We start from the raw sequence: 24,435 nt of genomic DNA, 5'->3' as shown, positions 1-24,435 counted from the left end.
TCGATTTATAATACTTATATCCTATGCAAAGTCGTATATTTGAAGTTATGCTGGAACGGTTTAAGACGCACATAAAGTCTCAATTGAATTTTCTAAAAGAAGCAAGGATTTTAGTCGCTATTTCCGGAGGTATGGACAGCGCAGTTTTAACTCATTTATGCCACAAATCGAATTTAAATATTGCCTTGGCCCATTGCAATTTCAATTTACGTGGAATGGAAAGTGATGCGGATGAAGACTTTGTTTTAGAGTTGGGCGAAGATTTGGATTTAGAGGTGTTTGTACAGCGATTTGATACTCAGGCATATGCTGAAGATAATAAACGGTCCATTCAAATGGCGGCGCGTGAATTACGCTATAATTGGTTTACCGAGTTGGCCGGACAAATGCAGTTCGATTATATTTTGACTGCCCACCATGCAGATGATAATTTAGAAACGTTTTTGATCAATTTCACAAGAGGTACGGGGCTGGAAGGTTTAACAGGGATTCCTGAAGTCAATGGCAAATTTGTGCGCCCTTTGTTACCTTTTTCAAGTGAAGCTATTTTAAAGTATGCCAAAGAGAATAATATCAAGTGGCGAGATGACAGCAGTAATGCATCTGTAAAATATCTTCGGAATAAATTACGTCACGAAGTGGTGCCTATTCTAAAAGAAATCAATCCAAGTTTGTTGCAAAGTTTTCAGACTACTTTAGGTAATTTAAATGATTCCTCTGTAATAATAAAAGAAAGCATAGATGAGTTTTTAAACAAAGCCATCGAAAACATAAGCGATAGCCAAGTGAGATTTAAAATTGCTGAATTCAAAAATTTGGCAAACCCTAAGCCTTATTTATTTGAATCACTAAAAGAATTTGGTTTTACTGAATGGAATGACGTTTTAAATTTGTTGGATGCTGAAACTGGAAAGCAAGTGTTTTCAAATACCCATCGATTGATAAAAAACCGCGAGTACTTATTGTTAAGTCCGATCCAATCTGAAGATGATGAAGATATTCTAATTTCAGAAGAAGAAACAAAAAAAGAAACACCTATTGGTATTTTATTTTTTGATGAAGCTGATGCTATTTTAAAGCATGAATCCAATACCATTTATGTTGATAAAGACAAGCTGAAATACCCATTAAAGCTCAGAAAAAAACAACAAGGTGATATTTTTTATCCATTGGGAATGAAAGGTAAAAAGAAGTTGAGCAAATATTTTAAGGATGAAAAGATGTCGCTTTTGGAAAAAGAGCAGACTTGGTTGTTGTGTTCTGGTGATGCCATTGTTTGGGTGGTGAGTCATCGAGCGGATGGTCGTTTTAAGGTGACTGTTGAAACCAAACAAATCCTAAAAATTAAATTAATCTAACTTGTCATTCCGCACTTGATGCGGAATCCACTTTGATTAAACAGTATAATGATATTACAGGGGCAAATAGTTGACATTCAAAACAAACGCATTTTCAAAGGTGAAATCACTGTTGAGAACGGAAAGATCACATCTATTATTGAAAAGGAACACGATACCAGGCATTATATCCTGCCCGGTTTTATCGATGCCCACATCCACATTGAAAGCTCCATGTTGGTACCATCCGAATTTGCAAGAATTGCTGTAAAACACGGCACAGTGGCCACCGTTTCCGACCCGCACGAAATTGCCAATGTTTTAGGAGTTGAAGGCGTGGGGTTTATGATTGACAATGGAAAACAAGTACCGTTCAAATTTAATTTTGGTGCGCCATCTTGCGTGCCGGCTACCAATTTTGAATCGGCGGGAGCCAGTATTGATTCCGATGGGATTAAAGAACTTTTGCAAAACCCTGACATTAAATATTTGGCGGAGATGATGAATTATCCTGGAGTCTTATTTGATGACGATGAGGTAATGAAAAAAATCGCCTGGGCCAAACAATTTGGGAAGCCAATTGATGGCCATGCCCCGGGTGTGAAAGGCGAGGATATCACAAAATATATCAATACAGGGATTTCTACTGACCATGAATGCTTTACTTATGATGAAGCGCTTGAAAAACTTCAAAAGGGGATGAAGATTTTGATTCGGGAGGGGAGTGCTGCCAAAAATTTTGAAGCCTTAATCGATTTGCTACCAGAGCATTTTGAAAACATGATGTTTTGTAGCGATGATAAGCATCCTGACGATTTGCTGGTGGGTCATATCAATCAATTGTGTGCAAGGGCTGTTTCAAAAGGGATGGAAGTATTTAAGGTACTGCAAGTGGCGTGCATCAATCCAGTTAAACATTATAAATTGGATGTTGGATTGTTGCAAGTTGGGGATGCGGCAGATTTTATAATTGTTGAGGATTTAAAAGAATTCAAAACACTTCAAACGTACATAAATGGAACTTTGGTTTTTGATAAGGACAAATCATTAATTCCTAAAGCTTCTTTTGAGAACCTAAACAATTTTTACTGTAAAAAGAAAAAGAATTCAGATTTTAGATTGGAATCTTCCGCCAAAAAAATCCGTGTCATCGAAGCGTTGGAAGGGCAATTGGTCACTAACGAAATCATTGAAAATGCTTCTATTGTAAACGGTAATTTGATTTCAAATGTTGAAAAGGATATACTAAAAATAAGCGTTGTCAATCGTTATGTTGACCAAAAGCCGGCAATAGCATTTATCAAAAACTTTGGTTTAAAAAATGGAGCGATTGCCTCCTCTGTGGGGCACGATTCACATAATATTATTGCTGTTGGGGTTTCAGATGAAGCGATTTGTAAAGCGGTAAATCTCATCATTGAGCGCAATGGGGGTATTTGTGCCATTTCAGATTCAGAAGAAAAAGTGATTTCACTTCCCGTGGCAGGAATTATGAGCGATATGGATGCCGAAACCATTGGGAAGGCTTATGCCGAATTGGATGCATTTGCAAAGGCATTAGGAAGCCAATTGAACGCGCCATATATGACGTTGTCCTTCATGGCACTGTTGGTGATACCAGCATTAAAATTAAGCGATAAAGGCCTTTTCAATGGAAATGGGTTTGAATTTACCTCTGTTGAATGTTGATGCTTACGAACTCCTCTTGTATTTCCCTGAAAATCTAGCAAAGGCTAAGGTTTTTTAGTATGGAAGGTTGAAATTTATTCCCAATTCTTCGAAGTGCTCCAGTTGCTTAGTCTAAATGTTCTGTCATTTCTGCGTGGGCACGAATCCATTTTTGGATTTGCATGGATTCCGCATCAAGTGCGGAATGACAGGAATGTTAAACTCCAAACGTTTATACTTACTTTTTCAACGCTTCAGGAAATTGTTCAATCACAATACCCCATAATTCTGGAAGCACAAAAACCACAAAAAGCGTTAAAATGATAATCGAAATCACATTCATCACAATGCCCTTGCTAACCATATCTGGAATTCTTAAATAGCCCGAACCAAATACAACGGCATTTGGCGGTGTTGCAACGGGAAGCATAAATGCACAGGAGGCGGCCACGGCAGTACCGACCATTAATACAAACGGATGCATATCAATTGTTAGAGCCATTGGGGCCAAAACAGGTAAAAGCATGGCGGTGGTAGCTAAGTTAGATGTGATTTCCGTTAAAAAGTTAACCGAAGCAATCAACAGTAAAATCAAAACAATAGTGCTTACACCAACCAAAGTGGTCATTTGATTTCCTATCCAAAGGGCGAGGCCACTGGTTTCAAAACCTTTGGCCAAGGCCATGCCGCCACCAAATAAAAGGATAATGCCCCAAGGTAAATCGCGGGTATCTTTCCAGGACATAATGTTCTTTTTTTTCGTTTTCGACGGAATTAAAAATAGTACCAGTGCAAAAACAATAGCAATGATAGTGTCATCAATATGGGGCAATATCTTTTTGAGCAAAAAGGAACGCGTTATCCAACAAAAGGCCGTGGTTGCAAAAACTATGGCGACTATTTTTTCCTCATAAGCCATTTTTCCCAATGTCTGCAGTAGTCGTTTTATTTCCTGTTTGCCTCCGGGAAATTCTTTTTGATCAAAAGTGAAGGCAAACGATGTTAAATATTTCCAGCAGATTGCTAAAAGAATCACCGAAATAGGAAACCCAAAAATAAACCATTGCGAAAATGTAATTTCATAACCGTAAGTTTCGGAAACAACGCCGGCCAAAACCAAATTGGGCGGTGTGCCAATTAAGGTAGCAATTCCTCCAATGGACGCACTATAGGCAATGGCAAGCATCAAGGCTTTTCCAAAAATCAAATTTTCGTCTTCGTCGGTTTTAGGATTGTCCTTTAGCTGTTTGATAATGGCAATGCCAATGGGAAGCATCATCACGGATGTGGCTGTATTCGAAATCCACATCGAAAGAAATGCTGTGGCCACCATAAATCCTAAAATAATCTTTTGAACGTTGGAGCCAATTACATTAATAATATTCAGGGCGATGCGTTTGTGCAAATTCCACTTTTCAATGGCAATGGCAATAATAAAACCGCCCAAATATAAGAACACAAATTTATGCCCAAAAGAGGCGGTGGTCGTCCCAATATCCAGACTTCCAGAAAGCGGGAAAAGTACAATGGGCAATAAAGCCGTAGCTGCAATGGGAATGGCTTCGGTAATCCACCAAACGGCAATCCAAGCCGTGGAAGCCAAAACGCCATTGGCCTCGTCCGATAGGCCTTCGGGAGCAAAAAACAACCGAATCAAAATAAATAACAAAGGGCCCAATATTAAGCCAATTTGTTTTGATGTTTTCATGAAGCCAGTTTGAAAATTATGTGCTTAAAAATAGTTTATTTTTTATAGGATGAAGACAAAAGCATAAGATGTCATGGGTAAAATTAGAAAATAAAAGGATAAGATCCTTCAACATAAACCTATGTTAAAGTGATAGATTGGAACTTTATTCATAGCAATTTTTAATACCTTAATAGCAAAAACAGAGATTATGCCAGCATTCAACTTAAAAATTAATAACAAAACGTATTCTGTGGAGGCAGATGCAGACACTCCTTTATTGTGGGTGTTAAGAGATAAAATTAACCTTGTCGGCACCAAATTTGGATGCGGTATTGGGCAATGCGGCGCGTGTACCGTTCATGTAGATGGCAATGCCATGAGAAGTTGTTTGTTGCAGGTAGCCCAGGCAGAGGGTATGAATGTTACAACGATAGAGGGGCTTTCAGAGCATGGCGATCATCCAGTACAACAGGCTTGGAAAGAGGTTGACGTGCCTCAATGTGGGTACTGTCAGGCAGGGCAAATCATGACTGCTTCTGCTTTTTTGAAGGACAATCCTAGCCCTTCCGAAGAACAAATTAGAAATGCCATGCACGGTAATATCTGTAGATGTGCGGCCTATAACAGTATTGAGGAGGCTGTAAAAGTGGCCTCTAAAAAGTTAAGTTAATCAACCTATTAAACATACAACAATGATTCCTTCAAATAAAAATTCATTCAGTAGAAGAGATTTCCTAAAAACCTCTGCCTTGGCAGGTGGCGGTATGATTATTGGGTTTAACTTATTCAATGCGTGTAAAGCAGATGTTCAACTCCCGGTAGATTTAAGTCAGCTTAATTATAAAGATTTCAATGCATATATTAAAATATCTACAGAAGGGAAGGTAACTATTTATTCCGTAAATCCAGAAATTGGCCAGGGCGTAAAGACGTCAATGCCCATGATAATAGCAGAAGAATTGGATGTGGCTTGGGAAGATGTGTATGTTGTGCAAGCACCACTGGATACAGAGAATTACAGCAATCAAACTGCGGGAGGGAGTCAGTCTATTAGAAGAAGTTGGCAACCGCTACGAGAAACAGGAGCCACCGCGAAGCAAATGCTAGTAAATGCGGCGGCGGCAGCTTGGGGTGTAGAAGCAAATACATGTTCGGCAAAAAAAGGTGTAATTTCTAATGCTAATGGTGATACTTTAGGGTATGGCGATGTGGTAGACGCTGCAGCTGTTTTAGATGTTCCGAAAGATGTTACTTTAAAAGACCCTAAAGAATTTACCATTATAGGTAAAGGGAAAAGTAATGTAGATATTGATAAAATCATCACAGGAAAACCTTTATTTGGATTAGATTATAAGGAGGAAGGAATGGTATATGCTTCAGTATTACGACCGCCTGCATTCGGACAATTATTAGAGTCTTATGATGCCTCAAAAGCCAAGGCGTTGCCCGGTGTTATAGATGTAATTACCATTGGAGAAAAAGCCAGAGCTATGTTGAGCAAAGGCAGACCAAACTGGAGCGTCAAATTAAGTACTACGGATAAAGTAGTAGTGATTGGAAAAACAACCTGGGATGTTATTAAGGGTAAAAAAGCAATAACGGCTACCTGGAAAACGGATACAAGTCTAGAAAGTTCGGATGGTCATGATGAAAAATTATTGAATTTAGTAAACGGTAAAAAATTTAGAACGCGACGTAAGGATGGCGATGTAAAAAAAGCATTTGCCGATGCGGATAAGGTTATAGAACGGGTGTATACATCCACGTTTTTACCACATAACACGATGGAGCCAATGAATTTTTTCGCCAACGTAACATCTGACAAGGTACATTTAGTAGGGCCAACACAAACGCCAGAAGCAGCGGAAGAAGGAGTGGCGGCTTTGTTGGGACGATCTGTGGATGATATTCATGTCGATTTAACAAGAATGGGTGGCGGTTTTGGCAGGCGTTTATATAACGACTATGTTATGGAGGCGGCCGAAATTTCGGATGCGATCAAGAAACCTGTTAAAATGATATCTACAAGAGAGGATGATATGACAACAGGTGTGTATAGACCTGCTACCAAATATAAAATTGCAGCATCCATTAAAGATGGGAAACTCACGGGATATCATTTAAAAGAGGCCTGTATAAACGGCAATATGTACGGTTTGATTCCAAACTTTTTTCCAGCAGGTGCTATTGAAAATTATCAAGTAGATAGTGCACGATTAAGGAGTAATATTACTGTAGGAGCTTGGAGAGCACCCTACACCAACTTTTTGGCAACTGCAGAACAAAGTTTTTTTGATGAACTTGCTGAGGAGTTAGGGATAGACCGCGTAAAATTGCACATGGATTTATTGGAGAATGTTAAAAAGAACCCGGACCCAAACATAGAGTATAGTCCAGATAGGTTGCAAGGTGTTTTGAAAACAGTAGTTAAAAAATCCAACTGGGGAAATACTCCTGAAGATGTTTACCAAGGTTTATCTGTGTATTATTGTCATAATACCCACGTAGCTGAAGTGGCAGATGTTGTGCTGAAAAATGGTGTGCCATTTGTTAAAAAGGTAACCTGTGCTATAGACTGTGGTATTGTTGTAAACCCCTTAGGAGCCATGAATCAGGCACGAGGAGGTGTTTTGGATGGCATAGGTCATGCTATGTATGCTGATTTTGGTTTTAAAGATGGTAAGCCATTGGCTAATAATTTTAATGGGTACCAATTGATACGAATGGCGCAAACCCCTAAAGTTGAAGTGCATTTTATTGAAAGTGATATTGCACCAACAGGTCTAGGCGAACCAACATTACCACCGGTAGGTGCGGCCGTTGCAAATGCCATTTATAAGGCCACTGGCAAGCGTTTGACGAAGCTACCTTATATGAATAATATGAATGGTGAGGAGAAAATTTTAGGGTAAACCCATTGGTGCAACAATAAAAAGCCTTGGGAACAATGGCCTTTTTCGTTATAGTATGACACACGAATTTAAACAAATTATTGAGGAGGCCATTAAAGCAAAGAAAAACGGATTAAAGTCTGTTTTGGCTTCGGTTGTAGATTTAGACGGTTCCTCTTATCGCAGGCCCGGTGTTCGTATGCTAATTTTGGAAGACGACACTATGATTGGGGCGGTAAGTGGCGGTTGCGTTGAAAAGGAAGTGTTGTTGCAAGCACAATCGGTTTTTAAAACTGGGCAATCCAAAATAATGACCTACGACGGTAGATACCGTTTGGGATGTGAAGGTGTTCTGTATATTTTATTGGAGGAAATTCAAACGGATACTAGATTTGAGCAGGCTTTTTTCAGATGTTTAAATGATAGAAAAACATTTGAAGTCATATCCCGTTATAAAAAGGAAGCAGGTGTTTTTGAAGGTATAGGTTCAGATGTGAAAGTCGAAAAGGATTATTTTCCCCTTTCATTTAAAAGTGAAACACATTCGGAGGGATTGGTATTTTGCATGGAGATGCCGCCTTGTTTTAAATTGATGATTATCGGTGCGGAACACGATGCCGTTCAATTATGCCAATATGCGTCTATAACGGGGTGGGAGGTTACCATTATTGCCGGTGTTTCAGAAGCAAAGACGATCGAGAATTTCCCTGGAGCAAATGCTTTAATCACCACCACACCTGAGAATTTGGATGTCAATAATATTGATAACCAAACTGCGGTGGTTTTGATGACACATAATTTTGCATACGACTTACGCTATTTGGTAGCATTAAAAGAAACAGCTCCCAATTACATTGGGCTTTTGGGTCCAACAAAACGGCGCGAGGATTTATTATCCCAATTTATCGAGTATTGTCCCGAAGTTTCTGATGCATTTTTAGAAACTATTCATGGGCCAGCGGGATTGAATATCGGTTCTGAAACACCTCAAGAAATTGCAATTTCGATAGTTTCTGAGATTTTGGCTGTAACACGAAAACGAAACCCAATATCGTTGAGTAAAACAACGGGAAGCATTCACTCTAAGCATTAATCTTGTCTCAATCTTCACATATTGCCATTGCCGTTTTGGCGGCAGGTGCTTCAACAAGAATGGGATGCCCGAAACAGCTTTTAAAATGGGGCGAAAAATCATTGATTCAACATGCAATTCATACATCAAAAAATACCTTGGCTATGGAAGTCATTGTGGTTTTGGGTGCAAATTCAGAGGATATAACTTTTGAAATCAATACTGAAGCAGTTACCGTTATTGTAAATAATGAATGGCAACAAGGTCTTGGGAAGTCAATTGCCAGTGCTGCTCATTTCGTTTTAGATTCAAAAGAAAAGGTTGATGGCCTTTTAATCGTTTTGGTGGACCAGCCTTTTGTGACTTCGGATTACTTAAATGAAATGCTAAAAACATTCAATCCCAATAAAAAAGAAATCATTGCAACTTCATATTCTAAAGAAAAAATTGGGGTTCCCACATTATTTGACAAAACATATTTTAGGGAATTGTCGCAACTATCTGGTGATGATGGCGCAAAAGGTATTATCAAAACACACAAAGATTTAGTAAAGGTAATTACTCCGAATTTTAAGAACATTGATATCGACACCCAAGCTGACTATAAAATCCTTTATAATTTAAGCGATAATTAATCTTCTTTTCTTTATTTGCTATATTTAGAGCATGAGCAAATCACCCATCGATAAAGCCCTAACACCTGAAAAGTTTCAAAATTTAAAAGTGAAAACCCCGCCTTCCAATACTGCGGGGTTAGGGGGTTTAAAGGCTGCCACGTCCCATGCGGTAAAGTACATCAAGCCCGGTAATATTCTGAAAATCACGCAGAACATCAACCAAAAAGGAGGATTTGACTGCCCTGGGTGTGCTTGGCCCGATCCAGATGATGACCGGTCGAGTCTCGGCGAATATTGTGAAAACGGGTTGAAAGCCATGGCGGAGGAAATGCAAAAAACAGTAATTGGCAGGGATTTTTTTGCGGATAACTCGGTGGACGAATTATCCGAATGGTCTGATTTTGAAATCGGCAAATCCGGACGCTTGGCAGAACCCATGTATTTGCCAAAGGGCGCAACGCACTATCAGCCTATTTCGTGGAATGATGCATTTAAAAAAGTTGGGAATCATTTAAATAGCTTATCGAACCCTGATGAAGCGGTGTTCTACACTTCGGGCAGAACCACCAACGAAGCGGCTTTTTTATACCAACTATTTGTTAGGGAATTCGGCACCTCAAATTTACCAGATTGCTCCAACATGTGCCATGAAGCCAGTGGAAGTGCTTTATCCGAAACTTTAGGTATTGGCAAAGGCTCGGTAACTTTAGAGGATTTGTATAAAGCAGAAATAGTGATAGTGGTGGGCCAAAACCCAGGAACGAATCACCCCAGGATGCTTTCTGCACTGGAAAAAACAAAGAAAAACGGCGGTAAGATTGTGGCTATAAATCCTTTGCCCGAGGCTGGGTTAATGAAGTTTACGGATCCTCAAAACCCTGTAAAAATGCTTACTGGTGGTACAAAATTATCGGATGTGTTTGTGCCGATAACCATCAATGGGGATGTTGCCTTTTTTAAAGCTTTATTATTGAAATTACTGGAGAGGGAAGAAGAAAAGGGAGGTGTTTTTGATAAAGCATTTATTAAAGAATATACTAACGGATATGAGGGTTTTATTGCAGATTTAAAAACCTATAATTTTGAAGATTGTTTGGAAGCATCGGGTGTTTCAAAAGAAACTTTTGACGAAGTTTTTGATCTGGTTCTAAATAGGAAAAAGATTATCATTTGTTGGGCCATGGGTCTGACCCAGCACGAGAATGCCGTGGATAACATCCGAGAATTGGTAAACCTATTGCTTTTAAAGGGGAGCATCGGAAAAGAAGGTGCAGGTACATGTCCCGTGCGCGGCCATTCCAATGTACAAGGTGATAGGACGGTTGGTATTTGGGAGTCCGCACCACAAGCTTTCTTGGATAAAATTGAAGCCAAATATGGCTTTAAACCTTCCACTAAACACGGTTACAGCGTTATCGATGCCATAAAAGCGATGTACGAAAAGAAAGCCAAATTGTTTTTTGGACTGGGTGGCAATTTCATTTCGGCAGTTCCTGATACCGCCTATTCTGCACAAGCTTTGGCCAACTGTAATTTAACCGTCCACGTCAGTACAAAATTGAACCGGTCTCATTTGGTCACGGGAAAGGAAGCTTTGATTTTACCATGTTTGGGTAGAGCTGAAAAAGACTTTCAGAAAACAGGAGTGCAAACCCAAAGTGTTGAGAATTCTATGGGAGTGGTGTCTTCCACAAAAGGTGTTTTAGAACCCTGTTCCGATGCTTTAATGAGTGAGGTAGCGGTTGTTTGTGGTATTGCCCATGCCACGTTGAAAAAGCGATCAAAAGTGGATTGGTTGCGTTATCAAGAAGACTATGATTTGGTACGAAACGATATTGAAGAGGTGGTGGACGGCTTTAAGGACTACAATGAACGCTTGCAAGAACCAGGCGGATTTTATCTACCAAACGGCGCGCGGAATCGTAAGTTTAAAACAAAAACGGGAAAGGCAAATTTCACAATTAACAAACTCCCGAGTTGGAAATTGAAGGAGGCCGAATTAATCATGATGACCATCCGTAGTCATGATCAGTTTAATACCACCATTTACGGAATGGACGATCGCTATCGCGGTGTTTTTAATGAACGACGTATCATTTTCATGAACCGTGAGGATATGAAACTACGTAGTTTGAAAGAATACGATGTGGTCAACCTTAAATCCGAATATAATGGCGTTATTCGAGAAGCCAATAATTTTAAAGTAGTTGGCTATAGCATTCCAAAAAATTGTTGTGCCACGTATTTCCCTGAAACTAACGTATTGGTGCCATTGGATAGTTTCGCGCATACTGCAAAGACGCCCGCATCAAAAAGCGTGAGGATTACAGTTGTAAAAGTTTAGGGTTTCAGCAAAATCTAATCCTATAATTTTCTTTTTAAATAATTATGTATAGCCCAATTTGAGAAATTGACAATAATGTGTTTTCTACGTAAATTTTAGGCGTTTTGATGTTTAAAAATACGTATAAATACTTAGTTTTGTATGCAAATACGTAATTATGAAGCGCATTATTGTTGTTGGAAATGGTATGGTTGGCTATAAGTTTTGCGAGAAATTTGTAGAGAAAGCCGAAAGTGGAGATTATAAAATCACTGTGTTTGGAGAGGAACCCAGACCAGCTTATGACCGAGTGCATTTGAGTGAATTTTTCGAAAACCAAGATGCCAAGGCTCTGGAAATGGCACCTGCCGAATGGTATGCAGAGCATGATATTGACTTGGTCGTAGATGAGCGCGTTGCGGATATCAACCGAACTTCAAAAACAATTACAACGGCAAAGGATCGTGAGTTTTCCTATGATTATCTGGTGTTGGCAACGGGGTCTTCTCCTTTTGTGCCACCAATCAAGGGAGTAGAAAAGGAAGGCGTATTTGTTTACAGAACCATAGAAGATTTAGAAGGCATGCTGCAATATGCGGCTAAACTTAAGGCGGAAAAACCTAATGCCAGAGCGGCAGTTTTGGGTGGGGGATTGTTAGGTTTGGAAGCCGGTAAAGCCGTGATGGATATGGGCTTGGAACCACATATTGTGGAGTTCGCACCTAAATTGATGCCAAGACAGCTGGATTCTAGAAGTAGCCAGGTTTTAAAACTGAAACTAGAGTCCATAGGGCTTAATATCCATTTGAGCAAGGCGACCAATCAAATTTTAGGAAATGGTTCAATTACTGGTATGGAGTTTGGCGAGGATGATATGCTGGATGTAGATATGCTCGTAGTTTCTGCGGGAATTAGACCAAGGGACGAATTAGCGAGAGCCTGCGGTTTGGAGGTCGGCGTCCGCGGTGGAGTAGTGGTTGACAATACCATGAAAACTTCGGATGACAATATTTACGCTATTGGAGAAATTGCCTTATACAACCAAATGATATATGGCTTGGTGGCCCCAGGTTATGACATGGCGGCTATTGCCGTAGAGCAGATTTTAGGCAAAAGCGATGCAATAATGCCGAAGGATATCGATATGTCCACAAAATTGAAATTGATCGGTGTGGACGTAGCTAGTTTTGGGGAGCCCTTTATGCCTGCTTCAAAAGGACATTCCATCATTTTTGAAAATAAAACGCAACATCTGTATAAAAGAATTAATGTAAGCCTCGACGGCAAAAAACTATTGGGAGGCATCTTGGTGGGAGATGCCAATGACTATAGTATGTTGCATCAAATCTATTTAAACGGGATGGCCATTCCAGAAGATCCCTCTCAGTTGATATTGCCGGCCAGCGAAGGTGGTGCAATACTTGGGGATGTTATGGACTTACCGGACGAAGCACAAATATGTTCTTGTGAAAGCGTGACCAAAGGGCAAATTTGTGGTGTGATTGAAAGTGGGGAGGCCACGGATTTGGGAGATGTTGTAAGTTGTACAAAAGCAGGTACTGGCTGTGGTGGTTGTAAGCCAATGGTGGCAGATTTGACCAATGCTACACTAAAGTCTTTAGGAATTGAAGTTAAGGATTCCATTTGTGAACACTTTGATTTTAACAGACAAGATTTGTATAAAATCATTCAAGTAAAAGGCTATACCAAATTTAATGAAGTGTTGGACAATCACGGTAAAGGAGGACACGGCTGTGAAATATGTAAGCCCGTAGTTGCATCATTAATGGCAACGATTCATGCAGATACCGCTAATAAAGAATATGCCATTCAAGATTCTAACGATAGGTTTTTAGCGAATATTCAACGTAACGGAACCTATTCCATAGTGCCGCGTGTACCGGGTGGTGAAATTACTCCAGATAAATTAATTGCTCTTGGTGAAATTGCAAAGAAATACGATCTCTATACGAAGATTACCGGTGGTGTCCGTATTGATTTATTTGGTGCCACGCTAAACCAGCTTCCACTAATTTGGAAAGAGTTGATAAGCCATGGTTTTGAAAGTGGTCATGCCTATGGCAAATCTTTAAGAACAGTAAAAACCTGTGTTGGCTCCACATGGTGCCGTTACGGTATGGATGAAAGCGTAAGCTTCGGTATAGAATTGGAAAATCGTTACCGTGGTATTCGTGCGCCTCATAAAATTAAAGGTGGTGTATCTGGATGTATTCGTGAATGCGCAGAAGCCCGCGGTAAAGATTTCGGTCTAATTGCTGTGGAAGGTGGATGGAATTTATATGTTGGTGGCAACGGTGGTGCAAACCCCCGCCATGCCGAGCTGTTTGCCGAGCAAATTGACAATGAAACAGTAATCAAATATTTGGATAGGTATCTAATGTTTTACATGAGGACAGCTAAGCCTTTACAGCGTACTGCAGCATGGCAAGAAAAACTGGAAGGTGGATTGGAGTATCTAAAAGAAGTGATTATTGACGATAAATTAGGTATTGCTGAAGATTTGGAAAAAGAGATGCAAACTTTGGTGAATAGGTTTGAATGCGAATGGACACAAGCGGTGAACGACCCCGAAATGATGAAGCGCTTCAATCATTTTGTGAATAGTGAGGAAGAAGATGATAACATTGTTTTTGTGCCAATGCGGGACCAAAAAATGCCCGAGCCTTGGGTGTAGCGAGTATTGAGTTACGATTTAAAGCCAACGATCTAAAGCACAGATATTGTGATGTTGGTTTTGGATATAAGTTAGCGGATAGACCCGCGTTAGGGATTGAAGCGGCATCCTTTTTTGAGGCACGAGAAAAAGATATAGCGGAAAGCCCGACCCTCCCGATAGCTATCGGGAGTGGGTAACGCCCAAATTATTGAAAACTAATAAATTGAACTGAACTTGTTTCGGTTTTTTATAATACATCAAAAATGATTGAAATTCTGGATAAATACAGTGGTACTAAACTGGAAGATGTGAAGGTTTGGTTTAAAGCGGCAAAAGTTGAGGATTTTCCCAGGGATGGCGGTGCCTGCATTAAGTATAAAAACAAGCAAATTGCTGTGTTTAATTTTGAACGGCTCAATAAGTGGTATGCTTGCCAAAACCTTTGTCCTCATAAAATGGAAATGGTGTTAAGCAGAGGAATGATTGGGGATGATAAAGGCATACCAAAGGTGGCTTGTCCATTGCACAAAAAGACGTTTTCGCTGGAAAACGGGGAAAATCTCAATGGGGATTTGGATGCTATCGCTACCTACCCCGTAAAGATAGAAGAAGGTTTTGTTTATGTAGGGTTTCAGGAATGAAAGCTATTGGATTAGTTCGTGGATAGATGCATAGGATGGCTATAGTTAATGGTAAAGCCAAAGCATGCGGTAATTTAAGAACTGGAACTTAAAAGGTTATTAAAATTTACTTAGACAATTGTAAATGTTCTATAAGTTGCCGCAAAAGCTTTGGTGATTGCAGCCTTCAATACAATGAGGGACAAACTTTTGCTAGATAAGTAAAATTCTCGTATACATTTTCAGATTAAAAAGAGTAATTCTGTATCTTGGCTTTTGTAGAACGTAATCTCTGAATACCATATGAAGCCAACCAGATTTGAAACCGCAATTGCACTAATTGATAAAGCCAACTCCGAAGATATCAATACCTATCAGGTTGCGGGGATGGAATACCCGAAGGAATTGCTGTATTCGCAACGTATGACGCGAAAGTTGTTGCAGTTTGAGCCCAATGCCTCAAAAGCACTTCAAATCGCGGCTCGTGCACAACACATCTGCCGATGGAAAATACCAAGGGATGAATACCCAATGGATCGTGTGGGATACCTAAAATGGCGCGAAACGCTGAAAAGAATGCATGCTGATTTAACCGGCGATATTTTAAAACAAGTGGGTTACGACGATCAGTTTGCGGATAGGGTGAAAGCCATTATTTCAAAAAAATTGATCAAGAAAAACGAAGAATCCCAAACCTTGGAGGACACAATATGTTTAGTGTTTTTGGATTATTATTTTGAGGAATTTGCTGAAAAACACCCTGATGAAAAGATTATAGATATTCTTCAAAAAACATGGAAAAAGATGTCAAATAAAGGACATGAAGCAGCACTTAAGTTGCCCTTTTCAGAAAAAGGTTTAGCGCTTGTAAAGCAGGCTATAGCTTAAAAACTTCAGTACGATGGTATCAAACGGTAATTCATTAGACCAAAGGACTTTTGATAAACTACGCCGTTTATACATTATTGGGTTTAGCACCATTGCACTTTCGGTAATTCTTAGCCAGATTTTGATTCGTAATCATTTGCAAGGTCAAGAAAGCGATTCTACCGTGATCAATATTGCGGGACGACAGCGTATGTTGAGCCAGAAATTGGCAAAGGATGTTGTGTCGCTTTCTGCAACTTCAAGCCAGAAGGAAAAAGTATTTATCAAAAACGACTTAAAACAAACCTTATCGCTTTGGGAGTTCTCGCATCATTCGCTTCAAAATGGGAGCGACAGTCTAGGTTTGCCCAAGAAAAACAGTAAGGAAATTGTACTTAAGTTTTCAAAATTAAATCCCATTTTTGATACTATTGCCGAGGCCTCAAAATCGATTATTTCCAAAATTGAAAACATTCCGTCACTTCCCTTAAGTACTTATTCTAAGGATATTGAAACAGTTCAGGCCTACGAAGGTGATTTTTTAGCACAAATGGATGCTATTGTAAACCAATATGATGCTGAAGCAGAGGAAAAAGTAGAATGGCTCGGACAATTGGAATTGTGGCTTATGGCCTTGACGCTGTTGATCCTATTGGGGGAGTTCATTTATATATTTTGGCCGGCAGCCAAATCTGTGAGAGTGACTTTGGCAGAATTGCTCGGTGCTGAACGGCATGCAAAAAAAATGGCGCGGGATGCCGATGAATTGAGCAAAGCTAAAGAAAGCTATATCCAGGAGCTTAGTGCCCTGACAAGAGCCATGGATAGCACCCTGCTTTTTGCAAGGATTTTGCCCAATGGCAAATTGGTTCATATGGGAAGCAAGTTTTCTAAATTATTTCAATTTTCAAAATTCAATGATAATGTGCTGTTTTGGAATTTGTTGTCTTCCATAGAAAGCGAACAGGAAACCATTGAAACTATCATAACCAATCATAAAAAGACGGGCTGGCAAGGTGAGGTAAAGGCCACTTCCAAAGACGGTACTGATGTTTGGCTGGAGATGGCTGTAATTCCCTTTAGCCCCTATGAAGAAAAATCGGAGCTATTGATTATTGCTTCAGAAATTACGGAACGCAAGGTAGCTCAGTTGGAAATTGATAGGTTGACCACCAGGAGCTTTGAGGAAAAAATGAGCCAACAGAAAATCATTTCCAGCAAAATTATAGAGAATCAGGAAAAAGAGCAGAACCGCATTGCCAAGGATGTGCACGATGGTATCGGACAGATGCTTACCGGTTTAAAGTTCAATTTGGAAAGTATAGATACTAAAGATGTCAAAAAAGCATCGGCCAAGGTAGAGCATTTAAAAGAACTCACTTCAAACATTATTAAAGGAGTACGAACGGCAACGTTCAACTTGACCCCTCCTGAACTTGCTGACCATGGAATTGTGCCTGCCCTAACGAAATTGACGCAAGAATTGGCGCGATTAACAGGCAAGGAAATAGTGCTATTCAATAAATCGGATTTTAACCAACGGATGGATTCATTGGCTGAAATCAATATTTACCGCATCACGCAGGAGGCTATCAATAATGCTATTAAGTATGCAGAATCCACACATATTTTGGTGTCGCTTTCGCATAGCAAGAAAATGCTAAGTATTGTGATTGACGATAACGGTAAAGGTTTCGACCCCAGTAAAATAAAGCGCGTAAAAACAGGTGATGGAGGTATGGGGATGACTTTTATGAAGGAGCGCATCAAGTATATAGACGGCCGTATGTTTCTGACTTCGGAAGAGGGCAAGGGTACGCGGGTGACTTTGAATATTCCTTTAAATAATAATTAGCAATGAAAAGAGAACTTATCAGTTCAGGCTCATCTTTTGAAGAAGAAATTGGTTATTCAAGAGCATTGGTTCAAGGCGATTGGATATTCGTTTCGGGAACCACAGGTTATGATTACGATACTATGACGATTAGTGATGATATTGTAGTACAAACCGAGCAATGTATGATAAACATTGAAAACACATTGGTTAGAGCGCATGCAAGTCTATCCGATGTTGTTCGAGTTACCTATATTTTGCCAGATGCCAGTGAATTTAAAAGGTGCTGGCCTATATTAAGAAAATACTTTGGAGATATTAAACCTGCGGCTACTATGTTTTCCGCGGTGCTTGCGGATGAAAAGATGAAAATTGAGATTCAGGTAACGGCTCTAAAAGGTAAATAGAAGAGAGGTTATTGAACAAAAAGGCTTAATCCACTTTTAAAACCTGCAACTCCATATCCTCCTTTTGAACTTCATTGCGTTTTGAGATACAGGTATAGGTGCGTTCTGAAGTTGCGGTAATGTTTATCTGAAATATTTTACCAACCGCATGCTGTAAATCCTTTTGTGATACTTTGAGGCATGTCAGTGTAAAGGAGCAATCCGAAAGCCATTGGACCCGACTGTGAATCACTAATCCAGTTTTACTGTTGGTTTCGATTTGCGTGGAATCAGTTCTTGAGATACTCCAATCTGCGTACAAAGGGCTCGCATACTTAAAACTTCCGGTTTTAAAGTTGGAGCACTGTGCCTCTTGACCAAAAGTAGTTAGGGAGAATGAGTAAAACAGTATGATGACCAGTTTTCTCATGATACTATGGTTTTGTTTGGCTATTATAAAGATACGGATTTTTAATATTTAAAATCAGAAATAATGTTTTTCTGCTTTAGAAAAACATCAAAAAAAACTTAATTTTATGGAACTAAAGTCTTTAAAAGTCAATTTTTTTGTGCCTCACATGGTATGAAATAGCTTGTTTTTTGAGTCAGTTCTTTGCTGTGCAACGTTTTTATTTATTCTAATTCTTCAACCTTAACTCTAAAGCTTCCTGATACGTTTGATTTAAAAGTTGCTACAGTGTATGTGAGTGTACCATAATATCCCATGGATGATTGCTGTCCTAGGGGAAAATTTAATTTAGTATTGTCCGAGTAAATCAGCAATAAATAACTTCCTTTTTTTTCGGCATTAAAGATCCAAGTTTTTTTCAATAGAGAGGATGATCTAAATGATGGGGGTAGAAGTTCACTACTCAATTGCGTTATTTCAATTTTTTTATTATTTAACTTATCACGCACCTGTAATAAGGGGACAAAAATTAGATTTTCAAATCCTAGAGGAGAGCAAATAGACTCAATTGTTATTAAGTAAGTTCCTGATTTTGGAATGTCAATCTGTGCAGTTTCGTAGAGGGATTCAATCTTATTAGAGTCGGAACCCATAAAATAATAAAGACTTAGATCTTCTTTCCCTAGCGTCAGTCTTTGAAATTTTTTTAATTCTAGTTTTGATTCAGGTACTATCTTAAGACTATCAATATGTGTTTTAAATGCTCTGGCTTTAATATTTTCATACCCTCTTCTTGGAAGGGTTTGACAGCTTAAAACAAAAATAAATCCAAGAATAGTTATTATTTGTTTCTTCATTTTCGTTAAAATGTTTTACAACCTCCTCTGTTTATGGTATAGTGGGGCACTCCCCACGGAGACCTAGTGTTGGGTGTGGTTCTTTACTTCAGTCTATTTTTAATATCCATTCGTTGGTGCAAAACTCTAACTATTTCTACGATATCATTTTCCTCTTTTCTATAAAATATCAAATGAGATTTTATGTTAGTCACTAGATAATTCTTTCGAGTTTGTTCTGCTGACTTTCCTGTCATAAAGTTATCAGCAATAAATTCAATTTCCGTAATTATCAAGCGGTAATATCTATCAGCTTGTTCTTTAGACCATTTATTAAGCGTATAAATCCAAATTCTATCTAAATCCTCAATCGCTTGTTGGCTTATGCGATATCTGTTTTTACTCATAAATGTTTACGATGTAATTCTTTCAGATGTTGTTTTGGGTCAAAATTTTCAACAAATCCGCTATTTTCACCAACTTCGAGAGCTTCAATCAGTTCTCTTTCCTTTTTTTCTTCGCGCTCTAACAAACGTAATGCAGAACGAATTACTTCGCTAACCGAACCATATCTTCCAGAATTAACTTTTTCTCTTATAAAATTCTCAAAATAATCTCCGAGTGAAATTGATGTGTTTTTTCCCATTTTGACTATATTTTTACTCAAATATACCAAATCTTGGTAACGTAGCCAAGTTGCGCACATCGGTTTGGCGATGCCTAGTTGCCTGTTTCAGCAATCATGTAAGCAAATACAAATATAAAATTCCTGAGGAATTTTGTGCAAGTAGGCAAGCAATAGCAATGAATTATGCGCGTTGTTGGGAACTTGCATTAATTGATTTATGGTAAAAATGACTTTTGAAATTGTTACTCGTAAGGTATTCCAGGGGTGTCTGTTGAGTCAAAGATTTAAATTCCTTAATGAAATGACTTTGGTCAAAATATCCATTTTCCAGGACAGTATCTAAGTAGGCTGGATTTTTGTTGAGCAGTAGACTTTTAATTACTTCTTGAAATCGTGTAATTTTTTGAAATTCTTTGGCCGTTATTCCAAATTGTTTTTTAAATCCTCTTTCAAACTGTCGAAGACTTAAATAAGAACTCTTGGAAATTTTTTGGATCGTATTACTCTTAAAATTATAATATAATTCTTCAATTATTGAATCCCATTTATCATTGTCTTCGTCGTGATGTTCTTTAAACGTACTTCTTAAAAACAACTCAACCTCCTTAATTTTAAACTCAATATTTGGGTTTTTATCAAGCTTATTTAATAATTCCTCACCTTTTTCCTGCCATAAATTCTGAACAGAATAATATGTATCATTAAGTTCAGAAAACGGGACTGAACAGAAGTGTCTAAAAGCACCACTTTTAAAACGCACAGACAAGAATGATACGCTTTTATCTTTGTCAAATTTGAACATTTTCCTAGGACAAACAGTATGTGCCCTTGGAAGTCTATTATTATTTATAGAAAGCGGTTTATCCAGATGAAATAACAGTTCTAGTCCTGTTCCAGGTAAAACAGCAGGAAGTTCAAAATAATCAGAACTTTTTTTTTCAAAAGTATAGAACCTGTCTATGTACTTTGACAGAAAAGGCGTTGGCTTATAAGACTTATTTTTAAGCATCAAATTTCTCAATAATGGGTTCCTGGGTTAACATCGGTGTTATAGAATTTATAAAGTTATTAAAATGTGCTGAGGAATTATGTTTTTCAAGAGCTTCTGCGTTTTCGTATTTTTCATAGAAAAGGAATTCATTTTCCTCAAGCAAACTTTCAGATATTTTATAACTTAAACATCCTTTTTCAGAAAAACTTTCATCAGCCATAGATTTTGCTAATTTCGAAAAATTTTCAGTTTCCGCTTTTTTTATACTTACTTGAATTACTACTACTATTTTCATTTCGATATGTTTTATACGGCAAAAATGAAAAAGAAGAATCTACCAGAATTGTAAAAAAACGACTTTAACAAATTGGGTATTCGTTTTTTTAAACCCACTATTTTTCTTCTATTAAATTGTTTTTTATGAACTCCAATGCATCTGGAATTGAACTATCAACGCATGTTTTGTTGTGTTTTCCGTTTGTAACCCTAAATTCATGTTCAATATTCTTTTGATGAAATAATATATGCAATGCGGCATTCGGAAGCGAATGGAAATCGTCATCGCAGGTTTGGATATACCACTTTTTACTTTTCAGAATTTTTACATCTGCCTTTTCGGCGATATAGAGCGCATTGTTATTTACGTATACTTTGTTTGTTCTTTCTTCTGGGGTCAGGTTTTCTCCATACAAATGCGCATGAAAGCGTTGATAATATTTTTCTAAATCTTCTACCATTTGCTTTTTGGTACTTATTGCTCCCATGAAACTTACGCAAATACCAAACTCTTCAGGGTTTAACATGGTAAATCGTAATGCTCCAAATCCTCCCATTGACGACCCCATAACAACGGTTTTTTGCGAAGATTTTGTCAACGCGTATCGCTTTTTCATTTCCGGAATAAACTCGGAAATAAACATTGTTGCGTATTTCTCTTTACCTGCATAGTCATCGATATACCAAGATTTTCCTGCATTTGGGCAAATAATAATTGTTTCTGGAAAACTACCATTTATAATTAAAGAATCAATTTGTTTGATGATACCTTTGGTATGAGGACTATTATTATTACCACCAAATCCATGCAAGAAATAAATTGTAGGATATGCTTTTATAGTGTCATAATTGGGCGGTAAGTATATATTGTATTTAACTTCTTTATTTAAAACTTTACTTTGAAGAATTTGATTTTCAAGAACTTCTCCATTTTGTCCAAAAATTGAGATATTTATAAAAAGGGTGAAAACTATCAAAAGGTATTTTTGATTCATATCGAGATTTAATAATGTACAACGTCCACTGTGTATGGCGTAGTGGGGCGCGCCCCGCGGAGAGCCATTGTTGCGCCATATTCGCTATACGCAATGATGTGTGTAGTTTCGTGTGGAGCTCTCGTGGGCCCGTCCAAAGTTAGCCTAAAATTTGCAGGGGCGCAATAAACAGTGGACGATGTGGGATAATTAGTGAAAGGGGAGTCGCGCCGTGGCGTGACGGTTTCACGTGCCGCAGGCAATTATCCCACATCGTGCTTGTATAAGATTAGTTGCGTTGATTTAGCGATAAAGTTAGCAAATAAATCACAAATAGAAAGTCCGCAAGGACTTTCGTAAGTAGGCTTTTACCAGCAATTAATTTTATACGGTGTTGTGTGTAGTTTTTTATTTACTTTTCAATTTTATTATAATTTTTGAGAGTTTTTAACGCCCATAATGTCTGTATACCAGCCCATTCTAATTTTGTTCCTTCACTAATTCCATACCAAGTATCCCAACGACCATCATTTTTCTGTCTATTGATTAGTTCTTTTAAATCAGATTCGATAATCTCTTTGGTGAATAACGAATATAGAATACTTTCGGAAGATGTTGCATAATTTAAACTATGCGGTTTTCCGTAAAGTCCCCAGCCTTCATCAGATTTATCTTCGCAAATTATTCCGTTATTTGATATCCAGTTTTTTATGTCATTGATTGTTTTTTTTGCTTTATCTTGATTTTTAGTATACTTTAAAAAAGTTAACCATCTTGGTACACATAAATAGCAAAAAATATGTTTATCTTTTATTCTCTCAAATTCACTCCAAACAAACTGTTCCGCTTTTTTCATCCAAGGAATATCAATCTTATATTTTTCCAAAATTCCAAGTAGTGGTGCAGTAGTGCTTAAAGCTCCCCATTCTTTAACTGTTTTAAAATGTTCTTCACAAGGATAGGTGCTTTTGGGTCTAAACATCCACGGAATTCCACCTTCTTCTGTTGTTATACTTTCAAAATAAGGCATAAAGTCATTTAGAATGATTTGTTTGGTCAAATAACCAACTTCATCAAGGGTTTCAAGTGCCATAATGCTAAAGAGAGGTTGACTTTCTGGTGATGCTGTATCTGGTTCCATTCCGTGTCCAAATCCACCATCAGGATTTCGGTAAGCATATACTGCGTGAAAAACACCATTCATATCTCCGTTTGCAAAATGAAATTCAAATAAACGTCTTTCAATCATTCTTGCATTTGTCAATATAAAATCTCTTGCTTTTAGAAAGTTATTTTTCGGTAAAATCATTTTGTTTTCAAGATTGGGTTTAATTACACACAACGTGTTTGTGTATGATTTCGTTGCGTGGTTTAAGCACTAAAGTTAACAAATAAATCACAGATATAAAGTCTGCGAGGACCTTCGTAAGTAGGCTAGAACTAGCAATGAATTATACACTGCTTAAGTTTGTCTTTCATTAAATTTAACCAATAATCAGAAAGAACAAAAGAGAGAAATAAGGTTAGTATACACGGTGAAGCTTTGGACTTATACCTTCATCTTTCATTCCATTTAAGAAATATAATACAGTTCGTATTCCAACAAAGATTGCTAAAATCAACGCAATGCCATAGATGTATTGGATTAATTTCCAAATAGACCAATAAATAACTTCTTTATCAATTTTGTTCAAGTATCTATTTTTTTATTCCGCTTTCAAATTCTTTCAGCGTTATTTTATTTTTCCTTTTTGAGTATTCTCCGTAAGCAATTCCGTTGTCATAATCGACAGTCAGATAATCAGTCCAACAAGAGAAGAAATCATAATCGTCTTTTTTTCCGAGTTCCGAATTTTCTTTAATTAGAGTTGGTGCAATTAAATAATATTTTCCAACTTCAAAATCCGCAATATAAGGTCTGCATTGTGCTCCGTCATCTCCCCAAATTTTAATTCGCTTTCGCGATTCAATTCCTTTATAATTTTTTACTATTTCGACAGTCATCGAAAAAGGCATTTTTTTGTCATAACCATCTATTTCGTAATCAAGAAAATCAGAATATTCAACCACTTTCACAAGTGCAACAAATTCCATTCCGCTTGAAATTTGGCTAAAAGAACAATCTCCTTCGCATTCGCAGTCACAAGCAAATGAGTTGAAGGAAATCAACATCATTGTAAGAAGTAATATTTTCTTTAGAAACGTATTTTTCATAATGTCACGTCCTGAAATATGGCTACAGGTTAATAATTGATTTTACGCTGCATTTGTATATACCATTTCAGGTGTTTTAAAATCTAAAGATAAATGTAATCTTATAGAGTTGTATAAGTTGATAG

22 protein-coding genes are annotated in these 24,435 nt (G+C 38.0%); 12 read left to right on the top strand and 10 right to left on the bottom strand.

What is annotated here, in order from left to right:
* The first annotated feature begins 23 nt into the window (after nt 1-23).
* Nucleotides 24-1,358: a tRNA lysidine(34) synthetase TilS gene (tilS, locus tag H7U19_RS16145; RefSeq protein WP_343069115.1), complete on the top strand. Its 1,335-nt coding sequence runs from the start codon at nt 24-26 to the stop codon at nt 1,356-1,358.
* Nucleotides 1,359-1,406: 48 nt separating this feature from the next.
* Nucleotides 1,407-3,026, top strand: coding sequence for an adenine deaminase (gene ade / locus H7U19_RS16140; RefSeq protein ID WP_186563919.1), 1,620 nt, complete (start codon nt 1,407-1,409; stop codon nt 3,024-3,026).
* Nucleotides 3,027-3,243: 217 nt separating this feature from the next.
* On the opposite strand, the gene H7U19_RS16135 is transcribed toward ade, so the two are convergent.
* Nucleotides 3,244-4,713: an SLC13 family permease gene (locus H7U19_RS16135; RefSeq protein WP_186563918.1), complete on the bottom strand. Its 1,470-nt coding sequence runs from the start codon at nt 4,711-4,713 to the stop codon at nt 3,244-3,246.
* Between the two features lie 190 nt (nt 4,714-4,903).
* On the opposite strand from H7U19_RS16135, the gene H7U19_RS16130 reads away from it, so the two are divergent.
* The 10 genes from H7U19_RS16130 to H7U19_RS16085 all read left to right on the top strand — a co-directional run bounded on the left by H7U19_RS16130 (nt 4,904) and on the right by H7U19_RS16085 (nt 18,003).
* On the top strand, nt 4,904-5,365 hold the full coding sequence (locus tag H7U19_RS16130; protein ID WP_186563917.1) for a (2Fe-2S)-binding protein: 462 nt from the start codon (nt 4,904-4,906) through the stop codon (nt 5,363-5,365).
* A 22-nt stretch (nt 5,366-5,387) separates the two neighbouring features.
* Nucleotides 5,388-7,607, top strand: coding sequence for a xanthine dehydrogenase family protein molybdopterin-binding subunit (locus H7U19_RS16125; protein ID WP_186563916.1), 2,220 nt, complete (start codon nt 5,388-5,390; stop codon nt 7,605-7,607).
* Nucleotides 7,608-7,662: 55 nt separating this feature from the next.
* A complete protein-coding gene (locus tag H7U19_RS16120; RefSeq protein WP_186563915.1) occupies nt 7,663-8,679 on the top strand; it encodes an XdhC family protein in 1,017 nt (338 codons plus the stop codon).
* Nucleotides 8,680-8,681: 2 nt separating this feature from the next.
* Complete coding sequence (locus H7U19_RS16115; protein ID WP_186563914.1) at nt 8,682-9,293, top strand: nucleotidyltransferase family protein; 612 nt, start codon at nt 8,682-8,684, stop codon at nt 9,291-9,293.
* A 31-nt stretch (nt 9,294-9,324) separates the two neighbouring features.
* A complete protein-coding gene (locus tag H7U19_RS16110) occupies nt 9,325-11,619 on the top strand; it encodes an FdhF/YdeP family oxidoreductase (protein ID WP_186563913.1) in 2,295 nt (764 codons plus the stop codon).
* Nucleotides 11,620-11,776: 157 nt separating this feature from the next.
* On the top strand, nt 11,777-14,293 hold the full coding sequence (gene nirB / locus H7U19_RS16105) for a nitrite reductase large subunit NirB (protein ID WP_186563912.1): 2,517 nt from the start codon (nt 11,777-11,779) through the stop codon (nt 14,291-14,293).
* Nucleotides 14,294-14,538: 245 nt separating this feature from the next.
* Entirely contained in the window at nt 14,539-14,916 is a 378-nt protein-coding gene (gene nirD, locus H7U19_RS16100; protein ID WP_186563911.1) for a nitrite reductase small subunit NirD, read from the top strand.
* A gap of 282 nt (nt 14,917-15,198) precedes the next feature.
* Nucleotides 15,199-15,783, top strand: coding sequence for a DUF4202 domain-containing protein (locus tag H7U19_RS16095; protein ID WP_186563910.1), 585 nt, complete (start codon nt 15,199-15,201; stop codon nt 15,781-15,783).
* A 13-nt stretch (nt 15,784-15,796) separates the two neighbouring features.
* Nucleotides 15,797-17,617 (top strand): sensor histidine kinase, encoded by a 1,821-nt coding sequence (locus H7U19_RS16090; protein ID WP_186563909.1) that lies wholly within the window; start codon nt 15,797-15,799, stop codon nt 17,615-17,617.
* A gap of 2 nt (nt 17,618-17,619) precedes the next feature.
* The gene (locus H7U19_RS16085) at nt 17,620-18,003 is read left to right on the top strand and encodes a RidA family protein (protein WP_186563908.1); all 384 of its coding nucleotides are present in this window, start codon (nt 17,620-17,622) and stop codon (nt 18,001-18,003) included.
* 25 nt (nt 18,004-18,028) lie between these two features.
* Here H7U19_RS16085 and H7U19_RS16080 read toward each other — a convergent pair whose 3' ends face one another.
* The 9 genes from H7U19_RS16080 to H7U19_RS16040 all read right to left on the bottom strand — a co-directional run bounded on the left by H7U19_RS16080 (nt 18,029) and on the right by H7U19_RS16040 (nt 24,190).
* Complete coding sequence (locus H7U19_RS16080) at nt 18,029-18,412, bottom strand: hypothetical protein (RefSeq protein ID WP_186563907.1); 384 nt, start codon at nt 18,410-18,412, stop codon at nt 18,029-18,031.
* A gap of 203 nt (nt 18,413-18,615) precedes the next feature.
* Complete coding sequence (locus H7U19_RS16075) at nt 18,616-19,248, bottom strand: hypothetical protein (RefSeq protein WP_186563906.1); 633 nt, start codon at nt 19,246-19,248, stop codon at nt 18,616-18,618.
* An 83-nt stretch (nt 19,249-19,331) separates the two neighbouring features.
* Nucleotides 19,332-19,634 carry a type II toxin-antitoxin system RelE/ParE family toxin gene (locus H7U19_RS16070; protein ID WP_186563905.1) on the bottom strand — a complete coding sequence of 101 codons (303 nt, stop codon included), beginning with the start codon at nt 19,632-19,634 and terminating at the stop codon, nt 19,332-19,334.
* A complete protein-coding gene (locus H7U19_RS16065; protein ID WP_186563904.1) occupies nt 19,631-19,873 on the bottom strand; it encodes a type II toxin-antitoxin system ParD family antitoxin in 243 nt (80 codons plus the stop codon). The genes H7U19_RS16070 and H7U19_RS16065 overlap by 4 nt, the downstream gene beginning before the upstream one ends.
* 163 nt (nt 19,874-20,036) lie before the next feature.
* On the bottom strand, nt 20,037-20,864 hold the full coding sequence (locus H7U19_RS16060) for a helix-turn-helix domain-containing protein (protein WP_186563903.1): 828 nt from the start codon (nt 20,862-20,864) through the stop codon (nt 20,037-20,039).
* A complete protein-coding gene (locus tag H7U19_RS16055) occupies nt 20,857-21,141 on the bottom strand; it encodes a putative quinol monooxygenase (RefSeq protein WP_186563902.1) in 285 nt (94 codons plus the stop codon). Before H7U19_RS16055 ends, H7U19_RS16060 begins: the two co-directional genes overlap by 8 nt.
* Before the next feature lie 97 nt (nt 21,142-21,238).
* Entirely contained in the window at nt 21,239-22,117 is an 879-nt protein-coding gene (locus H7U19_RS16050; RefSeq protein WP_186563901.1) for an alpha/beta hydrolase, read from the bottom strand.
* 391 nt (nt 22,118-22,508) lie between these two features.
* Nucleotides 22,509-23,405, bottom strand: a complete 897-nt coding sequence (locus H7U19_RS16045; protein ID WP_186563900.1) for a hypothetical protein — start codon at nt 23,403-23,405, stop codon at nt 22,509-22,511.
* Nucleotides 23,406-23,794: 389 nt separating this feature from the next.
* Nucleotides 23,795-24,190, bottom strand: a complete 396-nt coding sequence (locus tag H7U19_RS16040; RefSeq protein WP_246454837.1) for a hypothetical protein — start codon at nt 24,188-24,190, stop codon at nt 23,795-23,797.
* Nucleotides 24,191-24,435: the final 245 nt, after the last annotated feature.

Source organism: Hyunsoonleella aquatilis, from assembly GCF_014270105.1.
GTDB lineage: Bacteria > Bacteroidota > Bacteroidia > Flavobacteriales > Flavobacteriaceae > Jejuia > Jejuia aquatilis.
Note: the sequence above shows the minus strand (reverse complement) of the source record. Positions and strands in the feature narration are given on the sequence as shown.

Coding starts and splice junctions, on each gene's coding strand:
- tilS (WP_343069115.1), top strand. CDS start 24: ATGCAAAGTCGTATATTTGAAGTTATGCTGGAACGGTTTAAGACGCAC.
- H7U19_RS16090 (WP_186563909.1), top strand. CDS start 15,797: ATGGTATCAAACGGTAATTCATTAGACCAAAGGACTTTTGATAAACTA.
- H7U19_RS16065 (WP_186563904.1), bottom strand. CDS start 19,873: ATGGGAAAAAACACATCAATTTCACTCGGAGATTATTTTGAGAATTTT.
- H7U19_RS16060 (WP_186563903.1), bottom strand. CDS start 20,864: ATGCTTAAAAATAAGTCTTATAAGCCAACGCCTTTTCTGTCAAAGTAC.
- H7U19_RS16095 (WP_186563910.1), top strand. CDS start 15,199: ATGAAGCCAACCAGATTTGAAACCGCAATTGCACTAATTGATAAAGCC.
- H7U19_RS16055 (WP_186563902.1), bottom strand. CDS start 21,141: ATGAAAATAGTAGTAGTAATTCAAGTAAGTATAAAAAAAGCGGAAACT.
- nirD (WP_186563911.1), top strand. CDS start 14,539: ATGATTGAAATTCTGGATAAATACAGTGGTACTAAACTGGAAGATGTG.
- H7U19_RS16120 (WP_186563915.1), top strand. CDS start 7,663: ATGACACACGAATTTAAACAAATTATTGAGGAGGCCATTAAAGCAAAG.
- H7U19_RS16080 (WP_186563907.1), bottom strand. CDS start 18,412: ATGAGAAAACTGGTCATCATACTGTTTTACTCATTCTCCCTAACTACT.
- nirB (WP_186563912.1), top strand. CDS start 11,777: ATGAAGCGCATTATTGTTGTTGGAAATGGTATGGTTGGCTATAAGTTT.
- H7U19_RS16130 (WP_186563917.1), top strand. CDS start 4,904: ATGCCAGCATTCAACTTAAAAATTAATAACAAAACGTATTCTGTGGAG.
- H7U19_RS16125 (WP_186563916.1), top strand. CDS start 5,388: ATGATTCCTTCAAATAAAAATTCATTCAGTAGAAGAGATTTCCTAAAA.
- H7U19_RS16070 (WP_186563905.1), bottom strand. CDS start 19,634: ATGAGTAAAAACAGATATCGCATAAGCCAACAAGCGATTGAGGATTTA.
- ade (WP_186563919.1), top strand. CDS start 1,407: ATGATATTACAGGGGCAAATAGTTGACATTCAAAACAAACGCATTTTC.
- H7U19_RS16040 (WP_246454837.1), bottom strand. CDS start 24,190: ATGGAATTTGTTGCACTTGTGAAAGTGGTTGAATATTCTGATTTTCTT.
- H7U19_RS16050 (WP_186563901.1), bottom strand. CDS start 22,117: ATGAATCAAAAATACCTTTTGATAGTTTTCACCCTTTTTATAAATATC.
- H7U19_RS16110 (WP_186563913.1), top strand. CDS start 9,325: ATGAGCAAATCACCCATCGATAAAGCCCTAACACCTGAAAAGTTTCAA.
- H7U19_RS16085 (WP_186563908.1), top strand. CDS start 17,620: ATGAAAAGAGAACTTATCAGTTCAGGCTCATCTTTTGAAGAAGAAATT.
- H7U19_RS16045 (WP_186563900.1), bottom strand. CDS start 23,405: ATGATTTTACCGAAAAATAACTTTCTAAAAGCAAGAGATTTTATATTG.
- H7U19_RS16135 (WP_186563918.1), bottom strand. CDS start 4,713: ATGAAAACATCAAAACAAATTGGCTTAATATTGGGCCCTTTGTTATTT.
- H7U19_RS16075 (WP_186563906.1), bottom strand. CDS start 19,248: ATGAAGAAACAAATAATAACTATTCTTGGATTTATTTTTGTTTTAAGC.